Raw genomic sequence first — 14995 nt, forward strand, 5'->3', positions numbered from 1 at the left:
CTCAGTGCGACGGAAAGATCCGCACCGTCTTGCGCTCGCCGGCCTGGGTGCCGCCGGAGCCCGGTTTGCCGGGCGTGGCGCAGCTGCCGCAGCTGTCGCAGGAGCTGCATCCGGGTGCATCGGCCACCGCCCGCGCGATGCGGTCCGCACCGCTTTCGCCCAGGCCCACTCGCATGCCGCCACGGCCCAGCGCGGCCGCCAGCTTGCGCCGCCAGGGCGCCGGCATCCAGTACCAGGCAGCCCAGCCGAAGGCAAGCAGAACGATCAGGGTGACGATGGCCTCTTGAAGCATGCTGACTCCTAGCTCCTAGCCGCCGCCGAGTGCCAGCGTGACCCGGTAGGCGATGAAACTGGCGCCGTAGGCCAGGGCGAACAGATAGCCCGCCATGATCAGAGCGTAGCGCCAGGAATTGGTTTCCCGCTTCACCGTGGCCAGGGTCGACAGGCACATCGGCGCGAACACATACCAGACCAGCAGCGAGATCGCGGTGGCCATCGACCAACTGGCGGCGATCACCGGCTCCAGCTGCGCCGCAGCGTCGTCGCCGGTGGCCGACATGGCGTAGACCGTGCCCAGCGCACCCACCGCCACCTCGCGCGCGGCCAGGCCCGGCACCAGCGCGATCGAGATCTGCCAGTTGAAGCCGATGGGCGCGAAGATCACTTCCAGCGCCCGGCCGATCATGCCCGCCAGGCTGTACTGGATGGCCGGGCCGGTGGCGCCCTCGGGCGGGCCGGGGAAGGTGGAGAAGAACCACAGCAGCACCGTCAGCGACAGGATCATGGTGCCCACGCGCTTCAGGAAGATGCGCGCCCGCTCCCACAGGCCGATGGCCAGCTGGCGCGGATTGGGCCAGCGGTAGGAGGGCAGCTCCATCATCAGCGGCGACTGCGCATGGGTGCCGCGCATCAGCTTGAAGACCCAGGCCACGCCCATGGCCGACACGATGCCGCCCAGATAGAGCGCGAACAGCACCAGCCCCTGCAGATTGAAGATGCCGCCGACCTGGCGCGCGGGGATGAAGGCGGCGATCAGCAGCGCATACACCGGCAGGCGGGCCGAGCAGGTCATCAGCGGCGCGATCATGATGGTGACCAGCCGGTCGCGCCAGTTGGTGATGGTGCGGGCCGCCATCACGCCGGGAATCGCGCAGGCGAAGCTCGACAGCAGCGGGATGAAGGAGCGGCCCGACAGGCCCACCGTGCCCATCAGCCGGTCGAGCAGGAAGGCCGCGCGCGGCAGGTAGCCGGAGTCCTCCAGCGCCAGGATGAAGAAGAACAGGATCAGGATCTGCGGCAGGAAGACCAGCACGCCGCCGACGCCCGCGATGATGCCGTCCACCACCAGGCTGCGCAGGATGCCGTCGGGCAGGTGCGCCTGCACCAGCGCGCCGAGCTTGCCGGTGGCCGACTCGATCATGTCCATCGGCACCTCGGCCCAGCTGAACACCGCCTGGAACATCAAAAAGAGCAGCACCGTCAGGATGGCCATACCCCAGACCGGATGCAGCACCAGGCGGTCGATGCGGTCGTCCCGCGCCAGGCGCGAGACCGGCTCCACCACCGCGGCGGCGAGGATGCGGCGCACCTCCTGCTGGGTATCTAGCACCTCGGCGATGCCAGGCGCGGTCCAGTCGCCGGGGCGGCCGGCCTCGGTGTCGGGCTGGGGCAGGTAGTCGCTCAGCAGCGCCACCAGGTTGGCGGCGCCATCGCCGCGCACGCCCACCGTCTCGATCACCGGCATGCCGAGTTCGCGCGACAGCGCGGGGATGTCCACCAGCACGCCCTGCTCGCGCGCCATGTCGGTCATGTTCAGCGCCATCACCATCGGCAGGCCCAGGCGCCGGGCTTCCAGCACCAGGCGCAGGTTCAGGCGCAGGTTGGTGGCGTCGGTGACACAGACCAGCAGATCGGGCAGCGGCTCGCCCGGGCGCCGGCCGGTGACGATGTCGCGGGTCACCGCCTCGTCGGCCGACAGCGCGTTGAGGCTGTAGGCGCCGGGCAGGTCGAGCACCTCGATGCGCCGGCCCGCAGGCGTGCGCAGCAGGCCGACCTTGCGTTCGACCGTCACACCCGCATAGTTGGCGACCTTTTGCCGGCTGCCGGTCAGCAGGTTGAACAGCGCGGTCTTGCCGCAGTTGGGATTGCCCAGCAGGGCCACCCGCAGGGAGGAGGCAACAGCGTTCATGCCAGCACCACCTGCACCAGCGCCGCCTCGTGCGCCCGCAGCGCGAAGGTGCTGCGGCCGATGCGCACGGCGATCGGCTCGCGGCCGGGGAAACCGTAGGCGATCACCCGGACCGGCTCCCCGGGCACGAAGCCGATCTCGCTCAGCCGCAGCATGCGCTCGGCATCGTCGACCTGGCCCAGGCTGCGCAGCTCCACCACCACGGCGGGGGTGTGGCGCGCGAGCCGGGCGAGGGAGAGTGTCTGCCCGGAAGCAGGCAGGACGGGACTGGACGGTGCGGTCGGAAGCGTTACAGCGGACACGGATGGACAGGCGGCTACGGTGCGGACGGGGAAACAAGAATTATTCTTGAAAACGTCCGCCAGTGTAGCCCGAGGGGTCATGGCCGCCCGGCCGAAACCGGGGTTCCGGCGGGGCATAAAGCCAATTGTCAGGCGGCTTGCAGCAGCTGGCGCAGCACGTAGGGCAGGATGCCGCCGGCGCGGTAGTAATCCACCTCGACCGGGGTGTCGATGCGCAGGATGACCTTGGTTTCGGTGCGGTGGCCGTCCGGACGGGTGACGACCAGCGTGGCCTTGCTCTGGGGCTTCAAGTCCGGGTCGGCCACGATGTCGATGGTCTCGTCGCCCTTCAGGCCCAACTCCTGCCAGGATTCGCCGGCCGCGAACTGCAGCGGCAGCACACCCATGCCGACCAGGTTGGAGCGGTGGATGCGCTCGAAGCTGCGCGCCACCACCGCCTTGATGCCGAGCAGCTGCGTGCCCTTGGCCGCCCAGTCGCGCGAGGAGCCGGTGCCGTATTCCTCGCCCGCGAACACCACCGTCGGCTGGCCGGCGGCCATGTAGCGGGTGGCGGCGTCGAAGATCGAGATCTTCTGGCCCTTGGACTCGCCCTCGCCCTGGTAGAGCGTCACGCCGCCCTCCTCGCGCGAGCCGTCTTCCTGCGCCGGGATCATCAGGTTCTTGATGCGCACATTGGCGAAGGTGCCGCGCACCATCACGTCATGGTTGCCGCGGCGCGCGCCGTAGCTGTTGAAGTCGAGCTTGGCGACGCCGTTCTCCTGCAGCCAGGTGCCGGCGGGCGAGCTGGCCTTGATGTTGCCGGCCGGCGAGATGTGGTCGGTGGTGATCGAGTCGCCGAACAGCGCCATCACCCGTGCGCCTTCGACCTTGGAGCTGGGCGCGTCCTGCTGCCTGGCCGGATCGAGTTCGAAGCCGTCGAAGAACGGCGGCTGGGCGATGTAGGTGCTCTCGGGCCAGGTGTAGGTGTCGCCGGAGACGCCATGGATCTTGCCCCACAACTCGCCCGGATCGGACTTCACCCGGCCGTAGCTGGCGCGGAAGGCTTCGCCGTCCATGGCGAACTTCAGCAGGCCGTGAATTTCCTCGCTGCTCGGCCAGATGTCCTTCAGATGCACCTCGCGGCCGCCCGTGCCCTTGCCCACCGGTTCGGTGGTCAGGTCGCGCAGCATGGAGCCGGCGATCGCATAGGCCACCACCAGCGGCGGGCTGGCCAGGAAGTTGGCCTTGAGGTTGGGATGGATGCGTGCCTCGAAATTGCGGTTGCCCGAGAGCACCGCTGCGCACACCAGATCGCTCTTGGTGATGGCTTCGTTGAGTTCCGGCGCCAGGTCGCCCGCGTTGCCGATGCAGGTGGTGCAGCCGTAGCCGGCCAGGGCGAAGCCCAGCTTTTCCAGATAAGGCAGCAGGCCAGTCTTGACTAGGTATTCGGTCACCATGCGCGAGCCGGGCGCCAGCGAGGTCTTGATGTGCGGCTGCACCGTCAGCCCGGCTTCCACCGCCTTCTTCGCGAGCAGGCCGGCGGCCAGCATCACGCTGGGGTTGGATGTGTTGGTGCAGCTGGTGATGGCGGCGATCAGCACGTCGCCGTTGCCCAGCGTGATGCCGGTGGCGTCATGGCCGTCGTCGGGCGTGACTTCGGACTGCGCGGCGGCCAGGGTCGGCTTGTTGCCTTCCATCTCCACCACCGGAAGCGCGGCGCCGGGCTCGGTGGGTGGATTGCTCGGCACCTTGTCGGTGGGCTCCTCGCCGGCATGGTGCACCAGCTGGCGGGTCAGCAGCAGTTCGGACGGCCGGTTGAAACCGTTCTCGCCGATCGGCTTGCTGAACAGCGAGCGGAACTGGCTGGCCACATGGCCGAGTTCGATGCGGTCCTGCGGCCGCTTGGGGCCGGCGAGGCTGGGCGTGACGTCGCCCAGGTCGAGCTTGACCACCTGCGAATAACCGATGCTGCCGGCCTGCGGCACGCCGAACAGGCCCTGGGCGCGGAAGTAGGCCTCGAAGGCCTCCACCTCGGCATCGGTGCGGCCGGTGCCGCGGAAGTATTCGACCGTCTTCTCATCGACCGGGAAGAAGCCCATGGTCGCGCCGTATTCCGGCGCCATGTTGCCGATGGTGGCCCGGTCCGGCACCGGCAGGGTGCTGGTGCCTTCGCCGAAGAATTCGACGAACTTGCCCACCACTTTCTGCTTGCGCAGGATTTCGGTGACGGTCAGCACCAGGTCGGTGGCGGTCACGCCTTCGCGCAGGCGGCCGGTCAATTCGAAACCCACCACGTCGGGCGTCAGGAAATAAACCGGCTGGCCCAGCATGGCCGCCTCGGCCTCGATTCCGCCCACGCCCCAGGCGACCACACCAATACCGTTGACCATGGTGGTATGGCTATCGGTACCGACAAGGCTATCGAAATAATAAATACCGTCCGTGGACGCGTGCACACCGCGCGCCAGATATTCCAGATTGACCTGATGGACGATGCCGAAGCCCGGCGGCACCACGCCAAAGGTTTCGAAAGCCTGCATGCCCCACTTCATGAACTCATATCGCTCGCGGTTGCGCTGAAATTCGAGCTTCATGTTCAAGTCAAGCGCCGAGGGTGTTCCGTAGTAATCCACCATGACCGAATGGTCGACCACCAGATCCACGGGAACCAGCGGTTCGATGCGCTGCGGATCTTTTCCCAGCCGGGCGGCGGTACTGCGCATTGCCGCGAGATCGGCCAGCAGGGGAACACCGGTGAAATCCTGCAAAACCACACGCGACACCACGAATGGAATTTCTTCCGTGCGGTTTGCCTGCGGTTGCCAGCCGGCGAGCTGGGCCACGTGTTCGGCGGTGATCTTGCGCCCGTCGCAGTTGCGCAGCACCGATTCGAGCACGATTCGGATCGATACCGGCAGGCGGGCAATATTGGGAAATTGCCGGCTCAACTCGGGCAGCGAAAAGAAGCGGCCTTCGGTGCCGGAAGCGGTTTGAAAGGATTTGACGGTGCTGGAGAAATCGTGGGGGGCTGGGGCAGCCATGGGAACTCCTTGGACCTTGGTATGGAAACGACGGCGGCTTTTATTCTGTCAGGACACCCAAGGCTTGTCGCAACCTGGGGTTACCGCGCAGCCTCCCACCGCCCGTCTCCCCCGTGGCCGCCGCCCCCGAACGGGCGACGAGTAAAGACCAGGCAAAGAAAAACCCCCGGGCTCCAGAGGGCGACGGGGGTTTTGCTTTTGCCGGCAAGCCTGCCGGCAAAAGGCCCTGGCGGGGCTTAGATCGCGAACGCGGAGCGGTCGGTGGTGCCGGCAATCCAGCGCGGAGCCTTGCCGCGGCCGGTCCAGGTGGCACCGGTGGCGGGATCGCGGTATTTAGCGGCGACCTTGCCGCCTTTACCGGAAGAAGGACCGCGGCCACGTGCCGGCGGGAAAACATCATTAGCCGTCAGGCCGAATTCTTCGATAAGGCCGCGCACGCGCGAAACTGCGTCGGACAGCTCGCGTTGGCGGGCATCGGAGATTTGCGCTTCGAGGGCTTCGCGCTGCTTCAGGAGTTCTTTATAGGTCGTCATGCCGTTTCCACAGGAGTTGGTGGCGCGATTATAGGCACGTCGTCCCGCGGTTTCAGCGCGGCTGGATTAATTTTTACAATCCAGGCAAATTCTGAAGATTATCCGTGGGGCCGGCCTCGGCCAGCATCGCCAGGACCTTGTCGATTCGCCGTCCGTCCAGATCGACCACCTCGAATATCCAGGCGCCGCAGGGAATGCGCTCGCCCACCGCCGGCAGATGGCCGGACTCCGATAACAACAATCCGGCCAGCGTGTTGTACAGGCCGCGGTCTTCCTGCGGGAGTTCCCGAATATCCAGGCGGGATTTGAGCTCGGCCAGCGGCATCAAACCGTCGAGCAGCCAGGAACCATCGGCGCGCTGCACCGCCCAGGCTTCGGTTTCTGCACCGGGCTGGAGTTCTCCGGTGATGGCTTCGAGCAGATCGCGCGGTGTCATCAAACCCTGCACCACGCCATATTCATCGACGACAAAAACCATTCGGCCGGATTGCGCGCGAAACTGCTCCAGCAATTCCATGCCGGAGAGAGTTTCCGGCAGGAAGCTGGCCGGCAGCGTATAGGCCGCCAGTTCGGCCGAGGCATCGGCGCCGAGCAGGCGCGCCAGGCTCACCACGCCGATGACGTCGTCGAGCGAGCCGCGGCAGACCGGATACCAGGAATGCGCCCGGCCGCCGGAGGCCTGGCGCAGGCTTTCCGCCACGCTGCTGCCCGCCTCCAGCCAGTCGATGTCGCCGCGCGGCACCATCAGCGAGGTCAGCGGGCGGTCGTCGAGGTGGAAAACGTTCTGCACCATGCGGTGCTCCTGGCGCTCGATGACACCGGCGTCCAGGCCCTCCTCCAGGCTGGCGGCGATCTCTTCCTCGGTGACCGGGCGGTCGGCGTTGTTGTCGACACGCAGCAGCTTGAGCACGCCCTGGGTGCTCATCGACAGCAGGCGCACGAAGGGGCTGGCGATACGCGCCACCCATTGCATGGGCCGGGACACCCAGCGCGCGACCGGCTCCGGATGCAGCTGGCCGATGCGCTTGGGCACCAGTTCGCCGAAGACGATGGTGATGAAGGTGATGATGGTCACGACCAGCGCGGTCGCCAGGTATTCCGAGCCCTGCTGCGGCATGCCGGCGCGGCGCAGCAGTGCGGCGACGTCGTCGCTGAAGGCCGCCTCGCCCAGGATGCCGTTGAGCATGCCGATCGAGGTGATGCCCACCTGCACCGCCGACAGAAAGCGCGTGGGTTGCGCCAGCAGCGCCAGCGCCGCCTCGGCGCCGCGGTCGCCCGCCTCGGCCATGGCCGCCAGCCGGGACTTGCGGCTGGATGCCAGCGCGAGCTCGGACATGGCGAAAGCGCCGTTGAGCAGGGTCAGCAAGGCGATCAGCGCGAAATCCATGGAGGGGGAAGAGAGAATGGGGGAATGGCAATTTACCTGATGGGCGACCTGCAAGGCTGCGAGGCGCCCCTGGCGCAGCTGCTGCAGGAGACGGGCTTCTCGCCGAGCCGCGACACCTTGTATGTCCTGGGCGACCTGGTCAACCGCGGGCCGGACTCCGCCGGCACCCTGCGCCGACTGGCCGCATTGGGGGATGCAGCGCACTGCCTGCTGGGCAACCACGACCTGCATCTGCTGGCGGTGATCCACGGCGTGCGCAAGGCGGGCCGGCGCGACACGCTGGCCGACCTGCTCGCCGCGCCCGACCTGGGCACGCTCACCGACTGGCTGCGCCACCGCCGCATGGCCATGCGGCTGCGGCACGGCGCGCAGGACATCCTGATGGTGCATGCCGGCGTGCTGCCGGACTGGGATGCCGGCACGGTCCAGGCCCTGGCCGCGGAAGTGGAAGCGGTGCTGCGCGATGCGGAACTGCCCGGTTTCCTCAAGCAGATGTACGGCGACCAGCCGGATGCCTGGCGCGCGGACCTGCGCGGCGCGGACCGGCTGCGGGTGATCGTGAACGCCCTCACCCGGCTGCGTTTTTGCAGCGCCGACGGGCGCATGGATTTCGGCAGCAGCGATTCACCCGAGGACGCGCCGCCCGGCCTGATGCCCTGGTTCGAAGTTCCGGGCCGCAAGACCGCCGCGCAGACGGTGGCCTTCGGCCACTGGTCGCAGCTCGGACTGCTGCTGCGGCCGGGCCTGATGGGACTGGATACCGGTTGCGTCTGGGGTGGCTGCCTGAGCGCCGTGCGCCTGGGTCCAACCGCCGCGGACAACGAGACGATACAGCTGCGCTGCCCGCAGGCGCAGGCGCCCGGCTGAGCAGCGGGCGGGGGCGGTTTCAGCCTGCCTGCTCGGCCGGAGCAGGCGCCGGTGCGGGCTCGGCGGCCGGCATCGGCTTGAGCAGCATCGCCACCTTGCGCTTGGGCTTGATGTTGGCGGAGAAAGCGCGGGCGGCGGGCGCCACCGCCTTCTGGGTTTCCCAGGCGGGCGCGGCCTCGCTGCTGGATTCATAGGGCTGGTCGAAGAAAGGATCGCGTGCCGGCGCCGGTGCGGCCTGGAAGCCGCCACGGGCGCGCTGCGGCGCTTCGCCGAAACGCGGTGGGCGCGCCTCGCCGCCTTCGCTGTAGAGGCGGCGGCCGTCGTTGAAGCGGCCGCGCGGGCGCTCTTCCTCGAATTCGAAAGGCTCGTGCTCGATCTTCTTGTTGATCAGCTTCTCGATATCCGCCGCCAGCCGCGCATCGTTGCGGCTGTCGAGGCCGACGAAACTCACCGCCAGGCCGGAGGCGCCGGCGCGGCCGGTGCGGCCGATGCGGTGCACATAGTCTTCGGCGTTGAAGGGGATGTCGAAGTTGAACACCGCCGGCACGTCCTTGATGTCCAGGCCGCGGGCGGCCACGTCGGTGCAGACCAGCAGATCGACCTCGCCCTTCTTGAAGGCGTCCAGCGCCTTCAGGCGCTCGTCCTGGCTCTTGTCGCCGTGCAGCGCCGTGGTCTTCAGGCCTTCATGCTCCAGCGCGCGCGCCAAGCGGGCGCAGCCGAGCTTGCTGTTGACGAAGACGAAGGCCTGGCGGATGCCGCGCTGGCGCAGGATCTGGTGCAGCGCGCGGCGCTTGTCGGCCTCGTTGACGGCGAAGAAATGCTGCTCGACGGTGGAGGCCGTGGCATTGGAGCGGGCCACCTCGATGGTGACCGGGTCCTGCAGGTAGCTCGATGCCAGGCGCTTGATCTCGGGCGAGAAGGTGGCCGAGAACAGCAGCGTGGTGCGGGTCTTGGGCAGGTAGGAGAGGATGCGCTGCAGGTCGGGCAGGAAACCGATGTCGAGCATGCGGTCGGCCTCGTCGAGCACCACGTATTCGACCTGGTTGAGCACCGCGTTCTTGGCCTCGATATGGTCGAGCAGCCGGCCGGGCGTGGCCACCAGCACTTCGACGCCCTTCTTCAGCTCCAGCGTCTGCGGCTTCATGTCCATGCCGCCGAAGACCACGGCGCTGCGCATCTGGGTGTGTTTGGCGTAGAGCTTGATCTGCTGGGCGACCTGGTCGGCCAGTTCACGCGTGGGCAGCAGCACCAGGGCGCGCACCGGATGGCGGGCCGGCGACGTCGAGGCGTTCTCGTGCTTGAGCAGGCGCTGCAGCAGCGGCAGCGAGAAAGCGGCCGTCTTGCCGGTGCCGGTCTGCGCCGCGCCCATGACGTCGCGCCCTTCCAGCACCACCGGAATGGCTTGTGCCTGGATGGGCGTCATGTGCTCGTAGCCCATTTCGGCCACGGCTCGTGCCAGCGGTTCGGCTAGCTTCAGTTCGGAGAAAGATGTCGTCATGCAGCCGCGGATTGTCGCATCTGCGCGTAAATCGGGCAAAACCCGGGATCGGGGCGGCATAAAACGCCGTTTCCACGCCGCTTCGGCCGCCTGGCGCCAGTGCCCTACAGCGTGCGTGCGCCGAAGGTGTCGCAGCCCTGCACCGTGCCGCCCTGGAAGCCCTGCATGAACCAGTGCTGCCGCTGGGCGCTGGTGCCGTGGGTGAAGCTGTCGGGCACCACGCTGCGGCCGGCCGAGCGCTGCAGGGCGTCGTCGCCGATCTTCTGCGCGGCGTTCATGGCCGAGGCGATGTCGTCCGGGTCCAGCCAGTGCTTGGACTCCTGCGAGTGGTGCGCCCAGACGCCGGCGAAGCAGTCGGCCTGCAGTTCCACCCGCACGCTCATCGCGTTCTGCTGCTTTTCGTTCAACCGGCCGCGCATGCCGTCGACCTTGGCGGTGATGCCGAGTTCGTCCTGCACATGGTGGCCGACCTCGTGGGCGATCACATAGGCCTGGGCGAACTCGCCCGGGGCGCCGAGGCGGTCGCGCAGGGTGTCGTAGAAACTCAGGTCGATATAGACCTTCTTGTCGCCGGGGCAATAAAAAGGCCCCATGGCCGATTCGCCGGTGCCGCAGGCGGTGGGATAGGCGCCGCGGAACAGCACCAGCCGCGTCGGGTGGTAGGTGCCGCCGGCCTGCTTGAAGACATCGCCCCAGACCACCTCGGTGTTGCGCAGCACCGTGGAGACGAAGGTCGCCTCGCGGTCGTTGGCCGGCGGCTTCTGCGCCGGGCCCTGCTGCTGCTGGACCTGCGGCGCGCCGCCGCCGCTGAGCATGCTCAGCATCGTCATCGGGTTGATGCCGAAGATCCAGCCGGCGATCAGCGCCACCGCGACGGTGCCCAGCCCGACGCTGCGCCCGCCCAGGCCGAAGCCGCCACCGCCGCCGCCGCTTTCGCCCCGGCGGTCCTCGACGTTTTCGGATTGCTCGTTACCTTCCCAGCGCATATTTCCCCTTTGCGGACTGTGTACGGACACGCTTCGCGTTGCCTTCGCGCATCGTTACACGCCATCCTGTTCTTAATTCGCGCAGTGGACACGTGCCATACGACGTAGCATCGGACTTGTTGCCTTTGCTTGCAAATCTTCCAACTCCACTACTGTGAATCTTAGATTCTCGGAACGCAGCCTCGCCACCCAGATGGCGGTGGTCTTCGGCGTTCTGGCCACCCTGCTCGCGCTGCTGCTGAGCTTTTCCTTCGGGGAAATGCTGCGCGGCCGTATCCGCAATGATGCGGGCGCTGCGCTGCGCGTGGTCACTTATACGGTGGCCCATCAGTTCGAGGCGCAGCTGAGCAGCCGCAACGAGCAGGTCACCGTGCTCTCGCGGGCGCCCGGGCTGTGGGAGCAAGGCCTGGACAGCCCGGCGGTGGCGCAGCTGCTGGCGCGCATGCAGAACCTCACGCCGGACAACCGCTGGATCGGCGTGGCCGATGCGGACGGCGTGGTGCACAACGCCACCGGCCACCTGCTGCAGGGCGCCTCGGTCGCGCAGCGGCCCTGGTTCAGCAAGGGCCTCGAAGGGCCTTATGTGGGCGACATCCATCCGGCCGTGATGCTGAGCAAGCTGCTCGGCGCGCCGGCCGAGGGCCACGAGACCGCCGAGCCGCTGCGTTTCGTCGATTTCGCCGCCCCCGTCGTCGTGGCCGGCAAGACCATCGGCGTGCTGTGCGTGCACGCCAGCTGGGAATGGGCCGACCAGGTGGTGAAGCTGGCGCTGCCGCCGGAAGCGCGCAGCACCGGCTTGCAGGTTTTCGTTTTCGACCGCGACGGCCGGGTGATCTTCGCCCAGGGCCAGAAGACCAGCGCCCTGCTGGCCCAAGGCTTCCGCGGCCCGGATGTGCCCACCAACAACGAAGGCCTCTATACCGGCGTGCTCGCCTGGAACGACGGCGTCGAATACCTGACCTCGGCCGCGCCGGTGCCGGCCGCCTCGGCGGTGACCGACCTGGGCTGGCGCATCGTGGTGCGCCAGCCGATCAGCCTGGCCTATTCGCTGGTGCGCGATGCGACTTCCGCCGTGTTGCTGATCGGCGCCGTGGCCAGCGTGATCGCCTCGCTGCTGGCCTACCGCGCCGCCCGCAGCCTGAGCCGCCACCTGCATGGCATCGCCCTGGCGGCGCGTCGCGTGGAAGCCGGTGCGCCCGGCGCCGGCATGCCGGTGTTCGGCGGCAGCAGCGAGGTGACGGCGCTGTCCTCTGCGCTGCGCAACATGACGGTGCAGCTGCTGGCCTCCAACAGCCGCATGGAGCAGCAGGTGCGGGTGCGCACCCGCGAGTTGCTGTCGGCCAATTCGGCGCTGGACCGCCAGGCCCGCAGCGATCCGCTGACCGGCGTGCTCAACCGCCGCGGCCTGGAAGAACGCCTGCGCCTGGCAGTCGCCAGCGCCCGGCGCGGCCTGCGTCCGCTGTCCGTGGCCATGCTGGACGCCGACTACTTCAAGCGCATCAACGACCAGTTCGGCCATGAAGTGGGCGACGCGGTGCTGCGCCAGCTGGCCGAGATCCTGCGCACGCGGCTGCGCGCCTCGGATGCGGTGGCGCGGCTGGGTGGGGAGGAATTCATCGCCGTGCTGCCCGATACCGACCTGGAGGGCGCCATGGCCCTGGCGGAATCCTTGCGTCATGCCATCGAGACGCATATCGACAAGGTCTACGGCAACATCACCGTGAGCATCGGCGTGGCCGTGGGCATGGGGACGGAAGTGGACGGCGCCTCGCTGCTGCGCGCCGCCGACGAGGCGCTCTACCGCGCCAAGGCCGAGGGCCGCAACCGGGTCTGCGCGGCCAGCGGCTCGACGGCGGAAGCGCCGGCCTCGTCCTGAGCCGAACGGCTCAGCGCATCGCGACCGACTGGACCTGCGGCTGCACGCCGCGCGCGCTGTCTGCCTGGAGATTGCAGGCGGCGAAGCTTTCACGGCCCTGGGCACCCAGGCACTGCATGCGCGCCATGCGCTGTTCGCGCACGCCGGCCTCGCGTTGCGCGGCCCGGTCGACCTGGGATTGCACCAGCATGCCGAGCGCTCCGAGCTGAAGCACGATCAGCACGGCGGCCACACCGCCGACGACGATGGCGAGCGGGGCATCCAGGACTTGCAGAAGGGATTTGAGGGACATGGCGGCCTCTTGTTGAACTGCCGCCATGCTATGAATGTAACAATCGCTGCAAACCTGCCAAGCCGCTCAGTCGGCCGTAGGACAAGGGCTTGTACCGGCCCTCTCCAATGGAATCAGCCGAAGATTCAGGCCCGGGGCAAGGTCACGCCGTGCTGGCCCTGGTACTTGCCGCCGCGGTCTTTGTAACTGACGTCGCAAACTTCATCGCTCTCGAAGAAGAGCACCTGGGCGCAGCCCTCGCCGGCGTAGATCTTGGCCGGCAGGGGGTGGTATTGCTGAATTCCAGGGTCACATAGCCTTCCCATTCAGGCTCGAAAGGCGTCACGTTGACGATGATCCCGCAGCGCGCATAGGTGCTCTTGCCCAGGCAGATCGTCAGCACGTTGCGCGGGATGCGGAAGTACTCGACGGTGCGCGCCAGCGCGAAGCTGTTGGGCGGGATGATGCAGTAGTCGCCATGCATGTCGACGAAGCTCTTCTCGTCGAAGTTCTTCGGATCGACCACCGTGCTGTGGATGTTGGTGAACACCTTGAATTCCGGCGCGCAGCGGATGTCGTAGCCGTAGCTGCTGGTGCCGTAGCTGATGATCTTGCGGCCCTCGCGCTCCCGGATCTGGCCCGGCTCGAAGGGCTCGATCATGCCGTGCTGCTCCGCCATGCGGCGGATCCATTTGTCGCTCTTGATAGTCATCCCGGGATTCTAGGCTGGGGGCCCATTCGGGCGACTACCCGGCCTGCGAGATCACCGTGCGTTCGATCAGCCGGTCGTCGCCGAGCACGATCATGGCGAAGAGCAGCTCGTCGAGATTGCGTGCCCCGCGTGTCTTGCGCGAGAGCAGCGGCGTGGCGTCCGGGTTCAGCACGACGAAGTCCGCCTCGCAACCCGGCGCCAGGTTGCCGACTGTGCCGGCCAGGCCCAGCGCCTGCGCGCCGCCGCCGGTGTGCTGCCACCAGAGCTGGCCGGGCGTGAGCGACAGACCCGTCTTGGTCTGCCCTTCGCGGCCCACGTAGTAAGCCGCCAGCATGGTGTGGAAGGGGCTGAAGCTGGTGCCGCCGCCCACGTCGCTGGCCAGGCCGTAGGCGAAGCCGGCGCGGTCGGCGCCGGCGTAGTCGAAGAAGCCGCTGCCCAGGAACAGATTGCTGGTGGGGCTGACGGCCGCGGCCGTGCGACGCTCCTGCATCAGGGCGCGGTCCGTGTCGTCGAACCAGATGCAGTGGGCATAAATCGCACGCTCGCGCATCAGGCCGAATTCGTCGTAGACGGCGAGATAGCTGCGCGATTCGGGGAACAGCTGCCTGACCCACTCCACCTCGCCGAGGTTCTCGGCCACATGGGACTGGATCCACACGTCCGGATATTTCGCCGCCAGCTCGCCCGCGCCGCGCAGCTGCGCCGTGGTGCTGGTGGGCGCGAAGCGCGGGGTGATCGCGTAGCCCAGGCGGTCCACGCCGTGCCATTTGCGGATCAGGGCCTCGGTGTCGATCAGGCTCTGCTCGGTCTGGTCGCGCACGCCGTCGGGCGAATTCCGGTCTTGCAGCACCTTGCCGGTGATCAAGCGCAGCGAGCGCTTCTGCGCCTCTGCAAAAAGCGCCTCGACGGAGGACGGATGCGAGGTGGCGAAGGCCAGGGCGGTGGTCACGCCGTTGCGCAGCAGCTCATCGACGAAGACCGGCGCCAGCTCGGCGGCATGGGCCTCTTCGGCATAGCGGCTCTCGTGCGGGAAGGTGTAGTTCTCCAGCCAGGGCAGCAGGCCTTCGGCCGGCGCGCCGATCACATCGGTCTGGGGAAAGTGGATGTGCAGGTCGATGAAACCCGGGGCGATGATGCGGCCCGGCAGGTGTTCGACGGGAACTTGCGGGTACTGGCGCGACAGGGTGGCGTGGTCGCCGACGGCCAGCACCTTCTGCCGGCCCTCGGCGTCCGGCCCCACCACCAGCAGGCCGTCTTCGTCGAACAGGGGCTGCTGGCTGGCGGGGTCGAAACGCAGGATGCGGGAGCGATAGGCTTTCATGGGGCGAGAGCTTAAAGGCCCTGCCCTGCACCGC

Annotated in this window: 12 protein-coding genes and 1 pseudogene; 2 read left to right on the plus strand and 11 right to left on the minus strand. The window is 67.8% G+C overall.

Annotation, left to right across the window (positions count from 1 at the left end; all coding sequences use genetic code 11):
* Position 1: 1 nt before the first annotated feature.
* The 6 genes from GT347_RS08705 to GT347_RS08730 all read right to left on the minus strand — a co-directional run bounded on the left by GT347_RS08705 (position 2) and on the right by GT347_RS08730 (position 7430).
* Positions 2-292, minus strand: coding sequence for a DUF6587 family protein (locus tag GT347_RS08705; RefSeq protein ID WP_160551585.1), 291 nt, complete (start codon positions 290-292; stop codon positions 2-4).
* Positions 293-307: 15 nt separating this feature from the next.
* Entirely contained in the window at positions 308-2188 is a 1881-nt protein-coding gene (feoB, locus tag GT347_RS08710; protein WP_160551586.1) for a ferrous iron transporter B, read from the minus strand.
* Positions 2185-2490, minus strand: coding sequence for a FeoA family protein (locus GT347_RS08715; protein ID WP_229722801.1), 306 nt, complete (start codon positions 2488-2490; stop codon positions 2185-2187). Before GT347_RS08715 ends, feoB begins: the two co-directional genes overlap by 4 nt.
* A 128-nt stretch (positions 2491-2618) precedes the next feature.
* On the minus strand, positions 2619-5510 hold the full coding sequence (locus tag GT347_RS08720) for an aconitate hydratase (protein ID WP_160551587.1): 2892 nt from the start codon (positions 5508-5510) through the stop codon (positions 2619-2621).
* 236 nt (positions 5511-5746) lie between these two features.
* Positions 5747-6043, minus strand: a complete 297-nt coding sequence (locus tag GT347_RS08725; RefSeq protein WP_160551588.1) for an H-NS histone family protein — start codon at positions 6041-6043, stop codon at positions 5747-5749.
* A 73-nt stretch (positions 6044-6116) separates the two neighbouring features.
* Positions 6117-7430 (minus strand): hemolysin family protein, encoded by a 1314-nt coding sequence (locus GT347_RS08730; protein ID WP_160551589.1) that lies wholly within the window; start codon positions 7428-7430, stop codon positions 6117-6119.
* A 24-nt stretch (positions 7431-7454) separates the two neighbouring features.
* On the opposite strand from GT347_RS08730, the gene GT347_RS08735 reads away from it, so the two are divergent.
* A complete protein-coding gene (locus GT347_RS08735) occupies positions 7455-8297 on the plus strand; it encodes a symmetrical bis(5'-nucleosyl)-tetraphosphatase (protein WP_160551590.1) in 843 nt (280 codons plus the stop codon).
* A 19-nt stretch (positions 8298-8316) separates the two neighbouring features.
* Here the strand turns inward: GT347_RS08735 and GT347_RS08740 are convergent, their stop codons facing one another.
* Together GT347_RS08740 and ypfJ are read right to left on the minus strand one after the other, a co-directional pair.
* Positions 8317-9795 (minus strand): DEAD/DEAH box helicase, encoded by a 1479-nt coding sequence (locus GT347_RS08740; protein ID WP_160551591.1) that lies wholly within the window; start codon positions 9793-9795, stop codon positions 8317-8319.
* A 104-nt stretch (positions 9796-9899) separates the two neighbouring features.
* On the minus strand, positions 9900-10781 hold the full coding sequence (ypfJ, locus tag GT347_RS08745) for a KPN_02809 family neutral zinc metallopeptidase (protein ID WP_160551592.1): 882 nt from the start codon (positions 10779-10781) through the stop codon (positions 9900-9902).
* Between the two features lie 154 nt (positions 10782-10935).
* Here ypfJ and GT347_RS08750 point away from each other — a divergent pair, with 154 nt between their 5' ends.
* On the plus strand, positions 10936-12657 hold the full coding sequence (locus GT347_RS08750; RefSeq protein WP_229722802.1) for a diguanylate cyclase: 1722 nt from the start codon (positions 10936-10938) through the stop codon (positions 12655-12657).
* Positions 12658-12667: 10 nt separating this feature from the next.
* Here the strand turns inward: GT347_RS08750 and GT347_RS08755 are convergent, their stop codons facing one another.
* The 3 genes and pseudogenes from GT347_RS08755 to guaD form a co-directional block, all read right to left on the minus strand.
* On the minus strand, positions 12668-12949 hold the full coding sequence (locus GT347_RS08755) for a hypothetical protein (protein WP_160551593.1): 282 nt from the start codon (positions 12947-12949) through the stop codon (positions 12668-12670).
* Between the two features lie 125 nt (positions 12950-13074).
* A pseudogene (gene dcd, locus GT347_RS08760) lies at positions 13075-13640 on the minus strand (dCTP deaminase).
* Positions 13641-13674: 34 nt separating this feature from the next.
* On the minus strand, positions 13675-14961 hold the full coding sequence (gene guaD / locus GT347_RS08765) for a guanine deaminase (protein WP_160551594.1): 1287 nt from the start codon (positions 14959-14961) through the stop codon (positions 13675-13677).
* Positions 14962-14995: the final 34 nt, after the last annotated feature.

Source organism: Xylophilus rhododendri (genome assembly GCF_009906855.1).
GTDB lineage: Bacteria > Pseudomonadota > Gammaproteobacteria > Burkholderiales > Burkholderiaceae_C > Xylophilus > Xylophilus rhododendri.